The sequence below is a fragment of the Bacillus sp. FSL R5-0439 genome (assembly GCF_038008805.1).
Lineage (GTDB): Bacteria > Bacillota > Bacilli > Bacillales > Bacillaceae > Bacillus > Bacillus safensis.
Genome location: NZ_JBBOZW010000001.1, coordinates 1,018,245 through 1,036,348, shown reverse-complemented (window position 1 = coordinate 1,036,348; position 18,104 = coordinate 1,018,245). Strand labels below are relative to the sequence as shown.

Here is an 18,104-nt window from a genome sequence, read left to right as displayed (position 1 = left end):
TGCTGTTTTCCTCCCATAGATGAATGACTAAATTTAGAATTTGGTCATTTGAACTTAAAAAAAATTATGTTGCGGCTAAAAGTCCTTTGAGTACATAAAGCTCCAGCGACTCGGCCACCTCTTCTTTTGTTAAAGGCTCGTATCGCTTTTCCCAATCAAAAATAAGTGCAATATATAGTTTCACCATCACAAATGCAGTCAATTCAGGATCACATGGCTTAATATCGCCTTTATCAATCGCTTCTTTTACTTTCGTTTTAACATAGCGAATGATCATTTGCTCCATCTTCTCAATCATTTCCTTGACCGCTGATGTGCCAAGCTCCGCATTTTCCTGAAAGATTTTGATTGTGAGCTGGTGGTTTTTTCGAAATTCCAATATTGCAAAGAGTGCTAAATGAAGGTTTTCAGAGAAACTTTTCTCCTCATCCATTGCTTCATCTGCAATTTTCCTCATCTCTATTAAAAGGGATGTGAAAATTTCATCGAACAGCTCTTCTTTGTTTTTGAAAAAGGTATAAATGGTTCCTTTTCCGACGTTGGCCAGCTTCGCCACAAGATCCATTGTGGTGGCTTTATACCCAAATTGAGTAAATGCCTTCGTAGCCCCGTCTAAAATCATTTGTCTCCTATCAACACTCATGATCTCACTCCCAAAATGACTATTTGAACGTTTTGGTCATTAAGTACAGAAAGTAATATACCACATCCTTTTCTCCGGATGCAACAACTTTGTTCACTTTTATGATTCACAACTCTTTTTGAATTATTCGAACACGAAAAACTCCCTTTCCTTGGTAGAAAAGGGAGTTTGTTTTATGAAAATAGATAAGATACAGCCTCTGAAATGGCCGCTTTTCCTTGATCAATACAATCAGGGATTCCGACACCTTCAAAAGCAGCACCTGTAATATAAACACCAGGATATGATTGCTTAAACGTTTCTCGCATATTCGAAATGGCTTTCTGATGACCGACGTGATATTGCGGCATGCTAGTCTTCCAGCGAGTCACTGTCGTCAGTTCTGGATCTGCTTTAATATCCATAATTTTCTTCAAATCCTCCAGCACAATGCTGACGATTTGATGGTCTGACTGTTCGACAATTGATTCGTCGCCAGCCTTCCCTACATAAGCACGCAATAGCGTTTTTCCTTTAGGAGCTGTATGCGGCCATTTTTTGTTCGTCCACGTACAGGCTGTAATAGAGAAATCACTGTTTCTTGAGATGACAAAACCAGTGCCGTCATATTCATTATGAACATCCTCTTCTTTAAAACCGAGTGCAACTGTTGCAACAGAAGTAGATGTCATATCATGCAAGTACTCAAGTCCCGCTTCTTTTGGAAACATGGAATAGATCGATTGATGCGGAGTTGTCACAATGGCTGAATCGGCAAAAAGCGTTTGACCGCTGTCTAATTGCACTCCATAGCCCCCATCAGTTTTTTCAATCTGCTTCACTTTTGTCCCTTTATAAACCGTTGTCAGCTTGAGCTTGCTTTCTACTGCTTCAACAAGCGCTTGCAGTCCTTGATTGATCGTTTGGAACTGCCCTTGTTTTTTCGCTGTCACTTGCTGCGCTTTCGCATGCTGCTGTGATTTTTTCATCCCAAGAATCAAACTGCGATGCTTTTGTTCTGTTTGATAAAACTGCGGGAAGGTGGACATTAAGCTGAGGCGGTCAATGTCACCTGCATAAATGCCTGATAGAAGAGGTTCGATTAAATTCTCAACTACTTCATCACCGACACGTCTTCTAAAAAATTCACCGAGCGACTGATCTTCTGTCTGCTTGCTTTTTGGCAGTACGAAATCCATTGCGGCTCTCGCTTTTCCTGCAACTGAAAAAAGACCGGTTGTGATGAATGGGCTGATTTGAGTTGGAATACCCATGACAGCGCCTTTTGGCATCGGGTGAAGGGTTTCATTGACTAGTACATATGCTTGCCCTGTTTCATTATTGACGAGCTGGTCCGCGAGACCAACATCCTTCGCCAGCTGCGGTCCACTGACCTTTCTTTCTAAAAATGAATCAGGTCCACGTTCAATGATGTACCCGTCTTTATATAATGTTTGTATTTTTCCACCTAGCCTAGGGCTCGCTTCAATAAGAGATATTTGAATGGGAAGACCTTTTTCTTCGACTTCCTTTTCCAAATAGAAGGCGGCGGCTAAACCAGTGATGCCACCGCCAATGATGACAAGGTGTTTTTGATTGTCATGCATAGGATCGCCTTCTTTTATATAATTACTTGCTTTCGTCAAGCTTCTTTAATACGACAGTTGCGAGAGCATCAATAAATGCTGGTTTCGCATTTGGCATTTCTGGACGATAGTAGGCTGCACCGATTTCATCTGTCACGACTTTACATTCATAATCGTTGTCGTATAACACTTCAAGATGGTCAGCGACAAACCCAACAGGCACATATACGAACGTTTTATAGCCTTTTTGTTCGAATAGATCCCGTGTTAAGTCTTGAACATCTGGTCCAAGCCATGGATCAGGCGTGTTGCCTTCACTTTGCCAGCCAATTTCATAATGTTCAATTCCTGCACCTTCTGCAATCATTTTGGCAGATTGTGCGAGCTGATCAGGATATGGATCTCCTGCTGCAATAATTTTTTCAGGAAGACTGTGTGCAGACACAATGAGTACGGCTGATTCTCTTTCCTCTTCACTCATCGATGCATACGTATCCTTCACTTGTTTCACCCAATAGTCCACAAACTTCGGCTCATCGTACCAGCTTTCCACAGACGTAATCTTCAGATTGCCAAGCTTGTCTGCCTCATCTTGTGCACGCTTGTTATACGATTTCACGCTAAAGGTTGAAAAATGCGGGGCAAGAACAATACTCACTGCTTCTGTGATGCCGTCTTTGTGCATCTCTGCAACTGCATCCTCAATGAATGGTTCAATATGCTTTAAGCCAATGTAGACATGAAATTCAATGTCGTCTTGGATGTCGTTCAAATGATCACACAAACCATTTGCCTGCTGTTCTGTAATTTTTGATAAAGGAGATATACCGCCGATTGCCTTGTAGCGATCCTTCAAATCTTGCAGCATCTCTGGCTCCGGTTTTCTGCCTCTGCGGATATGTGTATAATAACGTTCAATATCTTCTTCTTTATATGGGGTGCCATATGCCATGACAAGAAGTCCCATTTTCTTTTTCTCCACAACCAACACTCCTTCAGATCATTTGAAATAGTTTAGATGGATGATTTTTTATATTTCGCTGAATAATCGTGAATAAAATCTGTCAGCTTCTTTAACGTATCTGGTGAAACATCAGGAAATACCCCATGACCTAAGTTAAAAATAAAGTGATCTGATTTCATTCCTTGATCTAAAATATCTTTTGCTCTTTCTTCAATGACTTCCCAAGGAGCAAGTAAGATGGTTGGATCAAGGTTCCCCTGTAACGTTTTTGTGAGCCCTTCTTTTCTCGCTTCATCTACACTCATACGCCAATCCAGTCCAACCACATCAAGCGGCAGATCGTGCCAGTCTTTCGCTAGATGGCTTGCACCAACTCCATACATGATCATTGGGACATTTTCAGACTTCAGCTCTGTGAAAATTCGCTGCATGACAGGCTTAATGAATGTCCGGTAATCTGCTGCATTTAAAGCGCCAACCCATGAGTCGAAAATTTGAAATGCACTGACCCCGGCTTTTACCTGCGCGCGTATGTACGTGATCGTCATATCAGCTAACTTGTTCATGAGCAGCATCCACGCCTCAGGATCACTGTACATCAGCGCCTTTGTTTTATGATAATTTTTAGATGGACCGCCTTCAATCATATAGCTTGCCATCGTAAATGGTGCGCCAGCAAAACCGATAAGTGGAACATTCAGCTGCTCCTTCGTTAAAAGCTGAATGGTATCAAGCACATATGGCAAGTCTTCTTCAGGATGAAGTTCCCCAAGACGTTCGATATCTGCTTTAGATCGAATCGGTGCATCAATCACAGGTCCAATTCCATTTTTAATTTCTACGTCCACTCCAATAGCCGGAAGCGGGGTCATAATATCTTTATATAAAATAGCGGCATCTACACCATATTGTTCTACAGGAAGTCTTGTTACATAAGCACATAACTCTGGCTGATGCGTAATTTCAAATAGCCCGTATTTTTCTTTAAGGGCACGATATTCAGGCTGTGAGCGTCCTGCCTGTCTCATATACCAAACTGGTACATGGTCTGTTTTTTCCCCTTTACACGCCTTTAAGAACGTGTCATTAAAAACCTTCGTTTTTCCCATTACCTTTCATTCCACCTTTCGCCTTACACTCTCTTTGCATAAGGCTCAAACACTGCTTTTACTATACCGCGTTTTCAAGGCACGGTATACTAAAGCGGCTCAATGTTCAAAAAATCGCCGAATATTAACGTCCAAAAGACTCTGGCTTGACATACGCACTGCCTTCGCCTTCTTCTTGTGTTTGGGTATTATATGGAACAACTTTATACTCTGCGTTTGAAAATACATTGGCATACGGCATTGTATAACTGCCCACGCCTGTCACTGTGTCGATCAGCGTCTCGCCTCCATTTCTCTTTTCATAGATGCGGTATTCAACGCGTTTATCCTCCTGCTTGTCCCAAGACAGCTCTAATGTAAATAATCCTTTGATTTTAAACGCATAGCGGGCTTCAAATCCTGATACTCCCTCTAAATGGATAGGAGATTGAAGCTCTTTTATTCCCTCTGGTTTTTCAAACGTTTCATTGGTGATTTGAGCTGCTGTTAAAATATCTTTAAACAGCTGCACTGGGTATTGACTGCCCCCAGTTAAATAGTGGCTGTTATCGGTTTTGTCATACCCCATCCAAATCGCACCCGTTGTACTAGGCGTATAACCGGCAAACCAAGCATCCTTTGTTGCACCTTTCACACCCGAATATGTGGTCGTCCCTGTTTTACCAGCTAAATCTCCAGCGTATGAACCGCTCTGGGCTGTCCCGCCTTTGACAACTTGCTGAAGCATTCTTGTCATGTTCCATGCATTCTGCACGCTAAACACTCGTTCTTGCTTACCACGATTCTTTTCTACAGTTTCTCCTTCATCATTGGTGATCTTTTGAATAAAGAAAGGCTTTTTATATACGCCTTCATTGGCAAATGTATGGAAGGCTCCAGCGATCTGTAATGGCGAAACTCCTTTTTCTAAACCGCCAAGCGCAATAGCTAAGCCTTTATCAGAGATATCTATCCCCATTTTCTCGAGATATGACTTCGACGTATCAATGCCCAGCTGGCTTAACGTCCACACAGCAGCGGTATTTTTACTTTTCATGAGGGCTTCCATCATTGTGACCCGGCCCTCATACTGCCCATCGTAATTCTTAGGTGAGTAGCCGTCATAGCTTTTTTCTTTGTCTTCAAGCAGCGAATAAGGTCTGAATTTTTTCTCCTGCATTGCCGGACCGTACACCGCGATCGGCTTAAAAACAGATCCCGGCTGCCTAACAGCTGTCACCCTGTTATAGCCTCTCGCCTGATATTCTCGTCCTCCAATGGCTGCTTTCACTCCACCAGACTCGTTATCAATAAATACGGCGCTGCCTTCCGGAGAACCGCTTTTTCCCGGGAAATAACGGTTGTTCTTCATCGCATCATATGCAGTTTTTTGCAGATTCATATCAATCGGTACTTTAATGGTATAGCCGCCTTGAAGCAATTGTTCATGTGAAATGGCATACTCTGATTCTGCTTCTTTTATGATGAGATCAACATAGCTGTCCACCCAAGGTGTTTCTGATTTCTTTTTTAAATGAATGCCTAGTGTTCTCCCTTTTGCTTCTACCGTTTCTGTTGAAGACAAATATCCTTGTTCGTTCATTAAATTCAGGATGGTGTCCCGCCTTTGTTTATTTTTATCAGGGTGTAGAACAGGCGAATAAGTAGATGGTGCCTTTGGCATCGCAGCGAGAGTAGCACCTTCGCTGACCGTTAAATCTTTGACATCCTTACTAAAGTAATAATTGGCTGCTGCCTGAATACCATAAACACCATGGCCGAAGTAAAGCTGATTCAAATACATTTCAAGCAGCTTATCCTTGGAATAATCTCTTTCTAAATTAATGGCAATAATGACTTCTTTCGTTTTTCGAAGAAAGGTTTTGTCATTTGTGAGAAAAATATTTTTTGCGAGCTGCTGAGTAATTGTACTGCCGCCCTCTACCTTTCCTCCTGCTAATATATCTCGATAAACCGCCCTTGAAATAGACTGTGCATCAATTCCGTGATGCTCATAAAAACGCTTGTCCTCGACAGCCACAAAGGCTTTTGCTACTTTATCGGGCACCTCTTTTAACGACACAGGGTCCCGATTTTCTGAATACATGCTTGTGAGTTCTTTTCCATTCTGGTCAATGATTTTGGAGGAAGCGTGAAAAACAAGCTTCTTTTCATCTATGACATAATGTCCTAAAAATAAAATCGTCAGATAGCCAATAAATGAGAGTACGATTGTACTTCCTGCAATGACTAATGGAATGATTATCTTCTTTTTCTTCAAATTAGGTCACCTCATTCCTTTATACGGATAGTATGGGATGTATTGCTTCATAATATGTTTTATGGATTGACTGCCAAAGAATTATATATCATTCTTTTGTTATACTATCAAGCAGGAGGCGGTTTAGATGAATTTCTATATTACATATGGAACAGCAGATTTTTTGCATAAAATCGCAAAAAAACACCATCTGGAAAATCTGCTTTATATGGTCGGGAAAGAACAAGCAGCTCTTTTTCATGAAACGGAGGGTGAGACTGTATTTAAAGCCCCTCATGCCTATGATGTGATTTATGCGAAAGGCGAGCTTGTCCAATCTGGTTTCGTCACCTTGAATCATATCCCTGTTAAGCTTGAAAGCAGAGCACTCTTTGAATCCACCTTTCAGAAAAAGACGAACATCTCAGAACATCAGCGCGGCTTCCAAGCTATTCGCGTTTTAAGACCTCAAAAAGATGAAGAAGTTTATTTGATTTTGACACTTTGGGAATCAGAGGACTTATTTCAAGACTTTCAAGAATCAGAAGCATTCTTTCAGCCACACGAGGATACAGGCTCCATTTTCTCTCGTCCGGCTTACCTCACATCCTACCATGCCGTCACAGACAATTAAGGAAGTGCTGCTCTCAGCACTTCTTTTTTTCATGAAAAAAAGCCCAATCGCTGGGCTCTTCATTTTATGAGCTTGATTTCAGCTCGTACCGATGAATGATCGGCTGAAGCACATAGAAATTCAGCAATATCCAACCTAATAAGATCGGCCATTTCAACATAGGTGAAGCACCTTTCAATTGAACGAGCAGCACCAATAGCGGAATCAAACAGATCATGAAAAAACTCATTTTTGAGACAAACGTTTCTTTGATTTGATGCCGGCAGCTTGGACACATCATCATTTTCGTATGTGATAAATGGAATTTTTCGACGAAAGAAAATGTTTTTGAACAATTTGGACAGCTTCCCAACGCTACTCCTCCCTTTCCCTGCTTCATATCAACTTCGACTTTTATGTAAAATGACCTTTTGATACTGACCACGAAATCCTCTTCTGTTGAAAGATTCTAACAATTACCATACAATCAGTAAAAGAGCATGAAGGAGGTTTTCGATTCAATGACAATATCCACTTTACAGAAAAGCATCAATGAACGTCTTGATGAACATTATGAGGCAATGGTTGAAATTAGACGCCATCTCCATATGAATCCTGAACTTTCTTTTCAGGAAGAAGAAACAGCCGCTTTCATCGCCAGCTACTATGATACATTACAAATCCCTACGCGTACTCAGGTGGGCGGTCATGGCGTACTCGCTTTTATCGAAGGAGCTTCTCCGGGGCCAACCATTGCCCTCAGAGCTGATTTTGATGCACTTCCCATCCACGATGAAAAAGATGTACCTTACAAATCAACAAAACCTGGAGTGATGCATGCGTGCGGTCACGATGGGCATACTGCGACACTTCTTGTATTAGCAAAAGTTTTGCATACACATCGTGACCAATTAAAAGGAAAGATCGTCCTCATTCATCAGCATGCGGAAGAATATGCTCCCGGCGGTGCAAAACCAATGATTGAAGACGGCTGTTTAGACGGTGTCGATGTGATATTTGGTACGCACCTTTGGTCTTCAGAGCCTTGTGGCACGATTCTTTATAAAAGCGGAAACTTTATGGCAGCCGCCGATCGTTTCTCTATTCAAGTCCAAGGGAAAGGCGGACACGGTGCCCAGCCTCATTTAACAAAAGATGCCGTACTCATCGGTTCACAAATCGTCGCAAACCTGCAGCAAGTCGTTGCCCGTAAAGTCAATCCGATTGATTCTGCTGTAGTGTCTGTTGGAGGTTTTGTCGCAGAGAATGCCTTTAATGTCATTGCAGATTCAGCTGTTTTAACTGGTACTGCACGATCCTTTGAAGAAAGTGCACGGCATATCATCGAACGAGAAATTGAACAGGTGGTAAAAGGGGTGTGCCAGATGCATGATGCTTCCTACACATATGAATATGTGAGAGGATATCCAGCTGTCAAAAACCACCCGAAGCCGACTGAATATATTGCGGACGTCGCAGAACAGACGGAAGGTGTAACAGAAGTAAAAGAAGCGGAAACCCAAATGGGCGGAGAAGACTTTGCTTACTACCTTCAGCATGTCCCTGGCACCTTCTTCTACACAGGCGCCATGCCGGAAAACAGCCAGGATGTGTATCCACATCATCATCCAAAGTTCGATATCAACGAAAAAGCAATGCCTGTCGCAGCAAAGGTACTCGCTAACGCCGTTCTTTCCTACAATGAATAAAAAAAAGCCGCTGTCCTCAGCGGTTTCAGCGTGTAGACAAACCCTCGCATTCGGTTTCAGGTCTGCGCTCCGGTGCTCGTCCTTCCTAGACTGAAAAGTTTTTTTCTATCACGCTGTGCTGAAAAGAAGACAAAGGGCTAAAATAAAAATTATTTTAGCCCTTTGTCAACAATCTGAAGCCCCTGTCCTCAGCGGCTTTTCTATTTCATATCTTTCAATATCCGTAAATGAAACACATGGCGTGCGACCTCTCCGAGCTGTCCTGTCAGCTGATGATTTGCCACGCCGCCAACAGCGGCTCCGACGACCGGCATTAATTGAAACAGCTTCGCAAGATCAATGTAATCTCGATACTCCTGCTGAAAGCTGTACCAATCCATTTCCTCTCGGCTCGTTTCCCAATCATCTATGATCTTCATCATTTTTTGACGATGTGCACTGCTGGAAAAAGCGAGTTGAAATATACAGAGCAAAAAGAGTCTTTCTTCCTTTTGAGATAAATCAAAGCCGTAAATACACGCCAGCTCATAAAGGCATTTCATCTTTATGCTCAGCAGCAGCGGAAAGTCTGCCATTCCAAGGAATAAACCGCCTGCACCTGTTCCAATCCCTTCGACGGCAGCCGCCTTCTGGTAATACTTCACTTTATCCTTTGCCAGTTCATTTCGTTCTACAAGAGATAATTGTTCATCAATCACTGAAAATGAAGTGAAGTGTGATCCTGATACGGTGGATTCAACCATTGTTTTGACTGCACTTGTGATGACTTGATGAAACCTGGCAGGAATTCGGCGGTTCACCTGCTGCTGAACTCCTTTTGAAAACCGTTCGATCTTTGAAGGTTTTCTTAAAAAACGTGTTTGAAAAAGAATGGCTTCTTCATACAACTCCCGTTCAGCTGCATTCATCCGGTCCCCTCCTAGATGTCATCATACGCGCGTTGTAAATCCACTTATCTCATCTTTTTTAACCTGCTCTGTACGTAAGGCTTAAAGAGGACAAGCACAAATGCTAAAGAAATGAGAAAGGCAAGTCCGCTTCCCTGCCAGCCTCCTGCTGGAAGTACTGCACAGCTCAGCAATATCGATTGGATGATGAGCACATTACGGACGAGAACAAAAAAGCTTCGATCCTTTTCTTTTTGAGAAACTGGATAAAGTGCCTGTAATGAAAGATGAGCAAAGTGCTTCGTTAAAGGCACAAGCTGTACACCTGTGATAAATACTGTGAACAAGACAAGCAACGCACCCACCCAGTCTGCTGCACCTGTATACAAAATAATCAGGACAAACACGGCCGTTAATCTAAACACCAGACCAAAATAGTCATTTGAGCGTACAAACGCCCTCACATACATATAAGAAAAAGTTTTACGCTGATCGTAAGGAACAAACTTCAACATCCAGTCCATGTATGCTCTTCTTTTCACCTGTTTCTTTAAGTGAGGCACATCGGTGAATAAGTTTGCCAAACGATAAAAGCGCTGCTTCCGTTTTAATTCATCAGAAATATGCAGTTCCCATTGAAAAGGCTGTTTTTTCACTGCATTTGTTAAGTAGACGAGATAGACACCGTAGATAAGATAAAAAACGATTGCAATCACATAGGCTGCCTGTAAGACGGTGTAGATCAACATCATATTTAATAGAAAACGAAGGGCTGCATCGAGCCATCTCACATGTTTTCCTTGAAAATAAGTCATTCTCCATTGAATGGCTGTATTCAAACCCTTTATCAAAATCATTTGCGCCAGTATCAGCACATACCCCGTGATGCCTCCTGAAGACACTGCCGAATAAAGCGGAAGTGCGACAATGGATACAGCAATGAGAGGAAATAGCTGAGAAATGAAGCTAAAGTTAAAAGCTTGTTTTAAGTAAGGCTCCATCTTCCCTTCTAAAGGAAGTAAAAACACGAGATCGGCTTCTTTAATTAACGTACGTACGTATGAGCTTGTAAGTACTAACGAGAAAACAACTGCCATCACCCAGTAGGATGGGAAGTGAGCCGGAATCTGTTTGAGCCAGCTGCTGTACCAGCTTGCTCCGCCTGCAAGGAAAAAAATGAGCACAATGACAAGATGATCGTTGAACATGTATTTTAAGTATTTTCTTGTTTCTTGTATGTGTTCCTCTAATCTTGATTTCCAAATAGTAAGCGTTGTTTTACTCATAGTTTTCTTCCTTTGTTAATTCCAAATAAAGATCATCGAGTGTCGCATCTCTCATATTGAACTGTTCTCTCAGCTCTGCCAGTGTTCCTTTCGCTCTGATTTCCCCTTCGTGCAAAATAATAAAGGAATCACAATAGCGCTCAGCTGTCGCTAAAATATGCGTTGACATCAGGACACTAGCGCCGCTTTTCTTCGCAGCATTCATCCGTTCAAGCAGTGCATTGATCGCAAGAGGATCAAGCCCTAAAAACGGTTCATCGATGATATACAGCTCTGGTTCCACAAGGAATGCACACATAATCATGACCTTCTGCTTCATTCCTTTTGAAAAATGAGCAGGGAACCATTTCAGCCGTTTCTCCATCCGAAATTCTTTCAGCAACGACGGCAGCCGTTCGTCTAATTGTTCCTTCGATAGACCGTAAGCCATCGCTGTCAGCTCTAAATGCTCTTTTAACGTTAATTCTTCATATAAAACAGGTGTCTCAGGAATAAATGTAAATTGTGAACGATACGCCTCTTGGTCGTCTTGAAGGGTTCGTCCATTCAATTCAATGACACCTTTATGCGGTTTCATAAGCCCGATAATATGGCGGATGGTTGTACTTTTTCCCGCCCCGTTTAAACCAATGAGACCAACGATTTGATTTCTTTCTAATTCAAATGAAATATTTTTTAGAACGGGATTCTTCGTATATCCACCCGTTACATCTTTTACAGTGAGAAGGGACATGAATTCGTTCCTTTCTTTCTTTTTTCCTTTATAGTAACAAAAACGAATGATAATTTGAAATGTTTACCTATAGACGAGTCATGAATAAAAAATAGGCGCTATGGTCATCATAATGTATGTAGAAGAAATGAACTTGATGACCAATAAGTAAATGAGGTGTTTGTTAAAGGCAAAGAACCGCATGACAAGTTGGTTTTTCATCTAAAAACCTTAGCTTCTGTTTTGCTTCACTGATTCTTGATTTTTGTGTCCTATACAATATGTATACGACAAACCAAAACGTCAAATGAGGTGTTTACGGCAGAAATAGCAGGCATATGAATTCTTTATTTCAGTAAATAGAGAATTCAAAAGGCATATCGAATGAAAGCATCAGCATTTCTTCTGCAGGAGCAGGATGAGCGACCAAAGGAGTTCGCTTGTCCTGTTTTCTTTTTTGCTTCTTTTTGTGATACGATAAAGGAAAAATAATGAGGAGTGACATGGCGTGAGCGACTGCATTTTTTGCAAGATCATTGATGGAGACATTCCATGTGCAAAAGTATATGAAGACGAGCATGTATTGGCTTTTCTTGATATCAGCCAAGTAACAAAAGGACATACCCTTGTAATCCCGAAAATACATAAAGAAAATATCTATGAGATGACACCAGAAGTGTCTAACCACTACTTCCAAGCGATTCCGAAAATTGCAAGGGCGATCAAACAGGAATTTGAACCAATCGGGTTAAACCTCCTGAACAACAACGGTGAAAAAGCTGGTCAATCGGTGTTCCATTACCATATGCATATCATTCCGCGCTACGGCAAAGGTGATGGCTTTGGTGCCGTATGGAAATCACATCAAGATCAATACACGTCAGAGGATTTAAAAGACATTTCTTCTGCCATCCACACGCGGCTTACCTCATCTTAACAGATGAGGTTCAGCATGTAGACAAACCCTCGCATTCGGTGTCAGGTCTGCGTGCCGGTGCTCACGAATGTCAAATTCGCTCCGCTCCGGTACTCGTCCTTCCTAGACTTCAAAGGTTTTCTATCAGGCTGAAAAGAAGACAAAGGGCTAAAATCAAGATCATTTTAGCCCTTTGTCAACAATCTGTATCTCATCTTAACAGATGAGGTTTTTCTTATTTTTGCCCCTTTTCATCGCTTTCATCTCTTAATAGTAAGATATTTTGAACGATTCAAATTTTTTGTCCAAATGCTTCAAATTTGTGATAGGATGGTTTTATCTTTTGATCCATTAACGCGAGAAATAGGGAGAGATTGTGATGAAGCGAACGACAAATTTTAATGCTGGTCCGGCGGCACTGCCGCTAGAAGTGCTTCAAAAAGCACAGGAAGAACTTGTTGATTTTAAACAAACTGGGATGTCTGTGATGGAGCTTTCTCATCGCAGCGGTGAATATGAAGAAGTCCACAATAAAGCAAAAGCGCTTTTGGTGGAACTGATGGACATTCCAGAAGATTATGAAGTCCTCTTTTTACAAGGCGGAGCTAGTCTTCAATTTGCGATGATTCCTATGAACTTCTTACATGAAGGCGAAACAGCTCATTTCATTCAAACAGGCGCATGGTCAGAAAAAGCATTGTCAGAAGCAAAAGGGTTTGGTCAGACATCTGTCTTTGCTTCAAGTGAAGATGACAACTACTCATATATTCCAGAAGTAGATGCTTCCGGTTTAACAGATGGTGCTTACTTACACATCACATCGAACAATACGATCTTCGGCACTCAGTGGAAAACGTTCCCGAACACGTCACTCCCGCTCATTGCGGATATGTCCAGTGATATTCTCAGTAAAAAAATAGACGTTTCTTCATTTGATTTCATCTATGCCGGGGCACAAAAAAACCTAGGTCCATCAGGTATCACGATTGTGATTGCGCGCAAACGTTTATTAGAGAAAGAGAAAAGCAGCACACCAAAAATATTAAAATATTCGACACACGCAAAAGCTAACTCTCTTTATCACACACCACCGACTTTTGCGATTTATATGCTGTCGCTTGTCCTTGAGCATGTTAAACAAGCTGGCGGTGTAGAAGCAGCGGAAAAACGCAATGAACAAAAAGCAGGCATTCTCTACGATACAATTGATCAAAGCGGCGGTTTTTATCAAGGACATGCGCGTGCTGACAGCCGTTCGCATATGAATGTCACCTTTACTCTTCGTGATGATGCACTTACTTCTTCCTTTGTGGAAAAAGCAAAGCAAGAGCAAATGGTTGGACTTGCCGGCCACCGTTCTGTCGGTGGATGCAGAGCATCTATTTACAATGCGGTCTCAATTGAAGACTGCCAAAAGCTTGCGGACTTTATGAAAAAGTTCCAGCAAGAAAATGAGTAAAAAGGCTTTTCTATAGGGAAATAAATTTGTTATAATAACGAGAAATATAAAGTCATGACTCTTGCAATAAATGATGAGCCATATTATTGGAGAGTCCTATAAGAGCTTAGCAGAGGAGAGCATAGAAATGAAAACAAAAGAATTAGTGATTATGTCATTGCTTGCAGCAATGGGAGCTGTTTTGCATACGATTTTCCCGCCCATCTTTTTCGGAATGAAACCTGATATGATGCTGGTCATGATGTTTTTAAGCATCATCCTTTTCCCAAAGGTTCAGCATGTCGTCGTGATTGCGCTAGTGACTGGTGTCATTTCTGCATTAACAACGGGATTCCCAGGCGGACAAATTCCGAATATGATTGATAAACCAGTGACAGCCTTTATCTTCCTAGCCCTTTTCTTATCTTGCTCGAAGATAAAGAACAAAGTCGTGCTGACCGCTGTGTTAACTGCGATTGGAACCATCGTATCCGGCGTGATTTTCTTATCTGCCGCTTTACTGATCACTGGACTGCCAGCTGCATTACCGGCACTTCTTGTGGGCGTCGTCCTGCCAGCAGCCGTGATTAATACCATCGCTATGGTATTTGTCTTCCCAATTGCTCAGTCAATTCTGAGACGTGCAAGAATGATAGAAGTTGCTTAACGAATAACCGAACCTCTTCATGATAGATGAAGAGGTTTTTTCATGCTTTTATAAAAGAAAAAGGGTCAGCAGCAAAATGAGGAGCGAAATCCCTGCACCTGCCGCACACACAAGTGCTTTTTGCTTTAAGACATGTTTTGGCGGATAAGACCCTGCATACCCAAGCTGTCTTGCATAATGAATAGAACCACCTGTAAAAACGATGACGATACACATAAAAACGAACAGAAAGACAGACAACCTTCTCCCCTCCCTTTTCTTCAAAAGTATGCTAAAATAAAGCAAGCTATGTATGGAAGTTCAATGAAGCTGATCGTCAGCTCAGAGAGAACATGCGAATGTGTAAAATTTGACTAGAGGTGATTTGAATGGCTAGTGGACGTTCTTTATTAACAGGATTATTTGTAGGCGGTCTCCTCGGAGGTGCGGCAGTGCTCCTGACGACTCCCTCTTCTGGCAGAGATGTGCGCGGAAAAGTGAAAGACGGCTATGACAAATTCGAAGATACGCTGACAAAATTAAAAAGAGATGGACAAGCTTTAAAAGAGCAAATTGTGGAAACAGCAAAAGAAAGCGCAGAGGTGATTAAAGAAGTCGGATCTGAATTGCAAACATCGATTCAGCAATGGCGCGAAGAAATCAAACCTCATCAGCAGGACTTACAAAAGGAAATTCAGGAAATTGAGGAAAAGCTCAAACAACTGGAGAAAACCTTACAAAACTAATATACTCACAAAAAAATATTCGTTTACAAAAGTGTGCGGGGTGCGTATCCCGCACTTTTTTTGTTGAAAAAAGGTTATTTTGTCAATGTTTTTCATGACTTTTAAAAATTCTTGAATTTTCAGCTTTATTAATCTTTATTTTATTGGCATAATAGAATTACAAGAAAAAGAGAAGTAGGTGAAATGGATGAATCATTCGGAACAGCCTTTCGATGTAAAAGAAGCACTTTTATTCAGTCAAAGAATGGCCCAATTGAGCAAAGCTCTTTGGAAATCCATTGAAAAGGACTGGCAGCAGTGGATCAAACCGTATAACCTAAATATCAATGAACATCATATTTTGTGGATTGCGTATCAATTAAAAGGAGCTTCAATATCAGAAATTGCAAAGTTTGGCGTCATGCATGTATCAACGGCGTTTAACTTCTCCAAGAAACTGGAGGAACGAGGATTTTTAAAATTTTCTAAAAAGTTAAACGATAAACGCAATACGTATATTGAACTAACGCCAAAAGGCGAAGAGACATTCCATAAACTACTCGAAGATTATGACCCGGCCCGAACTGGTATTGTCAAAGGCGCACAGCCGCTTCATGACATTTACGGAAAGTTCCCTGAGATTTTAGAAATGATGTGTATCATCCGAAACATTTATGGTGAGGATTTCATGGAGATTTTTGAGAAATCGTTTTCAAACATTGAGAAGGACTTTTTGAATGAGCGAGGAAAAGTCACGAAAAAGACTGAGGAACTTGAAAACTCAGCTGAGGCAGCAGAAAAAGCGGCTAACACAAATCAAATTGTTTAATGATCTTTATAAATTCATTCATTAGCGGCTGAAAGAGCCCTTGATCATGCAAAGCAAATATCGTCTCATGAACATCCAGCTTTTCAATTAACTGTCCCGCAAAGAGCGCAAGGAGATCGTCAAACATGACGTAGCCTTGTGCTTTTTGCTTATCCATTTCCTCTGAAAGCTCAGCACAAATACGCTCAATTTCCTCTGCCTCTTCTTTCGATACACGCTGCCTGATCAATAACGCATAATATGGATAACGGCTCATATCGGTTGCCGTCAATAAAAGTTCCATATAATATTCAAGCTGGCTCATTCGTTCCTCAATACTCATGTACGTTCCCTCTTTCTCTTAGTCCTTCTATTTTAGCCGAAATTACTCATTGACGAAAGAGACGAACCTCCCCCTTCTGTTCTTTTTTCTTGAAAAATCCAAAGTTTCCTCTCTTTATTCCATTTGAAGGCAGCATTTTATTTTTTTTCATCAAAACCATTGATTTTTATCCTCAGGAAGAGTAAATTATCTTGAGATATTCAATTCGATTTTTAGATTGGAAGGATGAAAAATGAATTGTTGGAAGACCATTAATCTTGAAAAGGATTATGGTTATACGAGAATGATGATTTCTGCCATAAGTCTTGCTATCCTTTTTTTCATTATGGCATTTTTATGTTTTCAACTGACTCATCCTGAAACGAGGCTAAGCAGCCATAATGCACCGCTTTTTGCCGTGCTCTTACTTGTGACATTGCTTGTCCACCGTGTGGTTCACTTGATCCCAGTGATGAAAAACAAGAAAAAAATGACGCTATTTATGAAACGAAATTGCTGGCAGCGCGTGCCTAAAAAAGTGATGCTTTTTTCACTTCTCAGCCCGTTTTGTGTCATCTCACCGGTTTACTTTGTATTAGGCGTGGCGTTTCCCATGTATGCACACTATTTTATCATCATCGCAAGTATACATGCAGGCTATTGTTTGCCTGACTTTTTATTTGCATGGAAGCTACTCAAAGCACCTAAATCCTGCATCATCGATCAAGCTCAAGACGAGTTTGATATTTTAGTTGACCAAACTTCCTCATCATGAGGTTTTTAAAGCCAACTTCTATCTTTTTCATAAAAAATTTGGTAATGTAGTATGGGAATAGCATAGAGAGGGGGGATCTCCGATAGTTTTATTTTACTTCATCGTCTTTGCCGCGTTTATTGTGTATTCAATAAACAGGCTTACTAATACATTATGCCTTGTCAGAGAGATTCCTGAAGAACGGCAAGATAAGGTGTTTCGCTTTATCAATGTATCAATACTGATCTTACTTATCTCATCATTTGTTGAAATTACCATTTCCATTTAAGATCAAAGCAAAAGCTGCCAGTTTGAGGGCAGCTTTTTGTGTATATTTTAATTAGCAAATCCAAGATGCACCGATGATGATCAATAAGATGAATAATACGACGACTAGTGCAAAACCGCCAGCAAAGACTTCTCCTCCCATGTAAAACACCTCCTGCCAGTTCTTCCTCTGTTCTAAGCTCAGTGTATGCAGAAAAATAAAAAGCGTTTAGGCACCTGTCATCGTTTGAAAAAAGAACCGCCCTCACGCATGGCAGGACGGCTCCCTTCTGTCACAGCGATTTAATTAATAAAGATATGCTGCACCAACGATGATCAGCAAAATGAATAGCACGACCAATAAAGCAAACCCATTAGAATATCCTGCTCCCATATAATTCAGCCTCCTTTTTGTGATCACTATATGTGTATGTCGCGCGCAATTTTTTGACTAGACGAATGCCCTTCCATTTGCATTTCTTTTTACAGCATGTCACAATA

General features: G+C 41.2%; 22 protein-coding genes. 9 read left to right on the top strand and 13 right to left on the bottom strand.

Annotation, left to right across the window (positions count from 1 at the left end):
• Positions 1–64 precede the first annotated feature (64 nt).
• From NST59_RS05150 to NST59_RS05130, 5 genes are all read right to left on the bottom strand, one after another.
• The gene (locus NST59_RS05150; RefSeq protein WP_047202367.1) at positions 65–643 is read right to left on the bottom strand and encodes a TetR/AcrR family transcriptional regulator; all 579 of its coding nucleotides are present in this window, start codon (positions 641–643) and stop codon (positions 65–67) included.
• Positions 644–816: 173 nt separating this feature from the next.
• The gene (gene hemY / locus NST59_RS05145) at positions 817–2,229 is read right to left on the bottom strand and encodes a protoporphyrinogen oxidase (protein ID WP_039177605.1); all 1,413 of its coding nucleotides are present in this window, start codon (positions 2,227–2,229) and stop codon (positions 817–819) included.
• A 22-nt stretch (positions 2,230–2,251) separates the two neighbouring features.
• Positions 2,252–3,190: a ferrochelatase gene (gene hemH, locus NST59_RS05140; protein WP_024426557.1), complete on the bottom strand. Its 939-nt coding sequence runs from the start codon at positions 3,188–3,190 to the stop codon at positions 2,252–2,254.
• A gap of 32 nt (positions 3,191–3,222) precedes the next feature.
• Entirely contained in the window at positions 3,223–4,281 is a 1,059-nt protein-coding gene (hemE, locus tag NST59_RS05135; protein WP_039177601.1) for a uroporphyrinogen decarboxylase, read from the bottom strand.
• A 124-nt stretch (positions 4,282–4,405) separates the two neighbouring features.
• Positions 4,406–6,541: a transglycosylase domain-containing protein gene (locus tag NST59_RS05130; protein ID WP_039177599.1), complete on the bottom strand. Its 2,136-nt coding sequence runs from the start codon at positions 6,539–6,541 to the stop codon at positions 4,406–4,408.
• Between the two features lie 127 nt (positions 6,542–6,668).
• On the opposite strand from NST59_RS05130, the gene NST59_RS05125 reads away from it, so the two are divergent.
• Positions 6,669–7,154: an antibiotic biosynthesis monooxygenase family protein gene (locus tag NST59_RS05125; RefSeq protein WP_024425462.1), complete on the top strand. Its 486-nt coding sequence runs from the start codon at positions 6,669–6,671 to the stop codon at positions 7,152–7,154.
• Positions 7,155–7,218: 64 nt separating this feature from the next.
• Here NST59_RS05125 and NST59_RS05120 read toward each other — a convergent pair whose 3' ends face one another.
• Positions 7,219–7,371 (bottom strand): hypothetical protein, encoded by a 153-nt coding sequence (locus NST59_RS05120; protein WP_224927902.1) that lies wholly within the window; start codon positions 7,369–7,371, stop codon positions 7,219–7,221.
• 283 nt (positions 7,372–7,654) lie between these two features.
• Between NST59_RS05120 and NST59_RS05115 the strand changes: the two genes are divergently transcribed.
• A complete protein-coding gene (locus NST59_RS05115; protein WP_341040347.1) occupies positions 7,655–8,842 on the top strand; it encodes a M20 family metallopeptidase in 1,188 nt (395 codons plus the stop codon).
• A gap of 200 nt (positions 8,843–9,042) precedes the next feature.
• On the opposite strand, the gene NST59_RS05110 is transcribed toward NST59_RS05115, so the two are convergent.
• Genes NST59_RS05110 through NST59_RS05100 form a run of 3 tightly spaced genes read right to left on the bottom strand, consistent with a single transcriptional unit; the run spans position 9,043 to position 11,748 of the window.
• Positions 9,043–9,750 (bottom strand): EcsC family protein, encoded by a 708-nt coding sequence (locus NST59_RS05110; protein ID WP_341040345.1) that lies wholly within the window; start codon positions 9,748–9,750, stop codon positions 9,043–9,045.
• Between the two features lie 44 nt (positions 9,751–9,794).
• On the bottom strand, positions 9,795–11,015 hold the full coding sequence (locus NST59_RS05105) for an ABC transporter permease (protein ID WP_106025317.1): 1,221 nt from the start codon (positions 11,013–11,015) through the stop codon (positions 9,795–9,797).
• Positions 11,008–11,748 (bottom strand): ABC transporter ATP-binding protein, encoded by a 741-nt coding sequence (locus tag NST59_RS05100; protein ID WP_047202605.1) that lies wholly within the window; start codon positions 11,746–11,748, stop codon positions 11,008–11,010. Before NST59_RS05100 ends, NST59_RS05105 begins: the two co-directional genes overlap by 8 nt.
• Before the next feature lie 487 nt (positions 11,749–12,235).
• On the opposite strand from NST59_RS05100, the gene NST59_RS05095 reads away from it, so the two are divergent.
• The 3 genes from NST59_RS05095 (at position 12,236) to NST59_RS05085 (ending at position 14,748) form a co-directional block, all read left to right on the top strand.
• Positions 12,236–12,664, top strand: coding sequence for an HIT family protein (locus NST59_RS05095; RefSeq protein ID WP_024425457.1), 429 nt, complete (start codon positions 12,236–12,238; stop codon positions 12,662–12,664).
• Between the two features lie 358 nt (positions 12,665–13,022).
• Complete coding sequence (serC, locus tag NST59_RS05090; protein WP_058838797.1) at positions 13,023–14,102, top strand: 3-phosphoserine/phosphohydroxythreonine transaminase; 1,080 nt, start codon at positions 13,023–13,025, stop codon at positions 14,100–14,102.
• Between the two features lie 127 nt (positions 14,103–14,229).
• The gene (locus tag NST59_RS05085; RefSeq protein WP_039177586.1) at positions 14,230–14,748 is read left to right on the top strand and encodes a tryptophan transporter; all 519 of its coding nucleotides are present in this window, start codon (positions 14,230–14,232) and stop codon (positions 14,746–14,748) included.
• Positions 14,749–14,796: 48 nt separating this feature from the next.
• On the opposite strand, the gene NST59_RS05080 is transcribed toward NST59_RS05085, so the two are convergent.
• Positions 14,797–14,988, bottom strand: a complete 192-nt coding sequence (locus tag NST59_RS05080) for a hypothetical protein (RefSeq protein ID WP_024425454.1) — start codon at positions 14,986–14,988, stop codon at positions 14,797–14,799.
• A gap of 128 nt (positions 14,989–15,116) precedes the next feature.
• Here NST59_RS05080 and NST59_RS05075 point away from each other — a divergent pair, with 128 nt between their 5' ends.
• A complete protein-coding gene (locus NST59_RS05075; RefSeq protein ID WP_024425453.1) occupies positions 15,117–15,473 on the top strand; it encodes a YtxH domain-containing protein in 357 nt (118 codons plus the stop codon).
• Between the two features lie 187 nt (positions 15,474–15,660).
• Positions 15,661–16,281, top strand: coding sequence for an HTH-type transcriptional regulator Hpr (locus NST59_RS05070; RefSeq protein WP_126682054.1), 621 nt, complete (start codon positions 15,661–15,663; stop codon positions 16,279–16,281).
• On the opposite strand, the gene NST59_RS05065 is transcribed toward NST59_RS05070, so the two are convergent.
• Complete coding sequence (locus tag NST59_RS05065) at positions 16,259–16,603, bottom strand: YhaI family protein (RefSeq protein WP_058838794.1); 345 nt, start codon at positions 16,601–16,603, stop codon at positions 16,259–16,261. The genes NST59_RS05070 and NST59_RS05065 overlap by 23 nt on opposite strands.
• A gap of 232 nt (positions 16,604–16,835) precedes the next feature.
• Between NST59_RS05065 and NST59_RS05060 the strand changes: the two genes are divergently transcribed.
• On the top strand, positions 16,836–17,357 hold the full coding sequence (locus NST59_RS05060) for a DUF3267 domain-containing protein (protein ID WP_039177576.1): 522 nt from the start codon (positions 16,836–16,838) through the stop codon (positions 17,355–17,357).
• Positions 17,358–17,439: 82 nt separating this feature from the next.
• Positions 17,440–17,625 (top strand): hypothetical protein, encoded by a 186-nt coding sequence (locus NST59_RS05055; protein WP_072368131.1) that lies wholly within the window; start codon positions 17,440–17,442, stop codon positions 17,623–17,625.
• Between the two features lie 51 nt (positions 17,626–17,676).
• Here the strand turns inward: NST59_RS05055 and NST59_RS05050 are convergent, their stop codons facing one another.
• Entirely contained in the window at positions 17,677–17,766 is a 90-nt protein-coding gene (locus NST59_RS05050; protein ID WP_017360317.1) for a YjcZ family sporulation protein, read from the bottom strand.
• 144 nt (positions 17,767–17,910) lie between these two features.
• Positions 17,911–17,997: a YjcZ family sporulation protein gene (locus NST59_RS05045; protein WP_008361129.1), complete on the bottom strand. Its 87-nt coding sequence runs from the start codon at positions 17,995–17,997 to the stop codon at positions 17,911–17,913.
• Positions 17,998–18,104: the final 107 nt, after the last annotated feature.

Coding starts and splice junctions, on each gene's coding strand:
- hemE (WP_039177601.1), bottom strand. CDS start 4,281: ATGGGAAAAACGAAGGTTTTTAATGACACGTTCTTAAAGGCGTGTAAA.
- NST59_RS05065 (WP_058838794.1), bottom strand. CDS start 16,603: ATGAGTATTGAGGAACGAATGAGCCAGCTTGAATATTATATGGAACTT.
- NST59_RS05150 (WP_047202367.1), bottom strand. CDS start 643: ATGAGTGTTGATAGGAGACAAATGATTTTAGACGGGGCTACGAAGGCA.
- NST59_RS05060 (WP_039177576.1), top strand. CDS start 16,836: ATGAATTGTTGGAAGACCATTAATCTTGAAAAGGATTATGGTTATACG.
- serC (WP_058838797.1), top strand. CDS start 13,023: ATGAAGCGAACGACAAATTTTAATGCTGGTCCGGCGGCACTGCCGCTA.
- NST59_RS05045 (WP_008361129.1), bottom strand. CDS start 17,997: ATGGGAGCAGGATATTCTAATGGGTTTGCTTTATTGGTCGTGCTATTC.
- NST59_RS05100 (WP_047202605.1), bottom strand. CDS start 11,748: ATGTCCCTTCTCACTGTAAAAGATGTAACGGGTGGATATACGAAGAAT.
- NST59_RS05125 (WP_024425462.1), top strand. CDS start 6,669: ATGAATTTCTATATTACATATGGAACAGCAGATTTTTTGCATAAAATC.
- NST59_RS05050 (WP_017360317.1), bottom strand. CDS start 17,766: ATGGGAGGAGAAGTCTTTGCTGGCGGTTTTGCACTAGTCGTCGTATTA.
- NST59_RS05085 (WP_039177586.1), top strand. CDS start 14,230: ATGAAAACAAAAGAATTAGTGATTATGTCATTGCTTGCAGCAATGGGA.
- NST59_RS05075 (WP_024425453.1), top strand. CDS start 15,117: ATGGCTAGTGGACGTTCTTTATTAACAGGATTATTTGTAGGCGGTCTC.
- NST59_RS05115 (WP_341040347.1), top strand. CDS start 7,655: ATGACAATATCCACTTTACAGAAAAGCATCAATGAACGTCTTGATGAA.
- hemY (WP_039177605.1), bottom strand. CDS start 2,229: ATGCATGACAATCAAAAACACCTTGTCATCATTGGCGGTGGCATCACT.
- NST59_RS05105 (WP_106025317.1), bottom strand. CDS start 11,015: ATGAGTAAAACAACGCTTACTATTTGGAAATCAAGATTAGAGGAACAC.
- NST59_RS05070 (WP_126682054.1), top strand. CDS start 15,661: ATGAATCATTCGGAACAGCCTTTCGATGTAAAAGAAGCACTTTTATTC.
- NST59_RS05120 (WP_224927902.1), bottom strand. CDS start 7,371: ATGATCTGTTTGATTCCGCTATTGGTGCTGCTCGTTCAATTGAAAGGT.
- NST59_RS05110 (WP_341040345.1), bottom strand. CDS start 9,750: ATGAATGCAGCTGAACGGGAGTTGTATGAAGAAGCCATTCTTTTTCAA.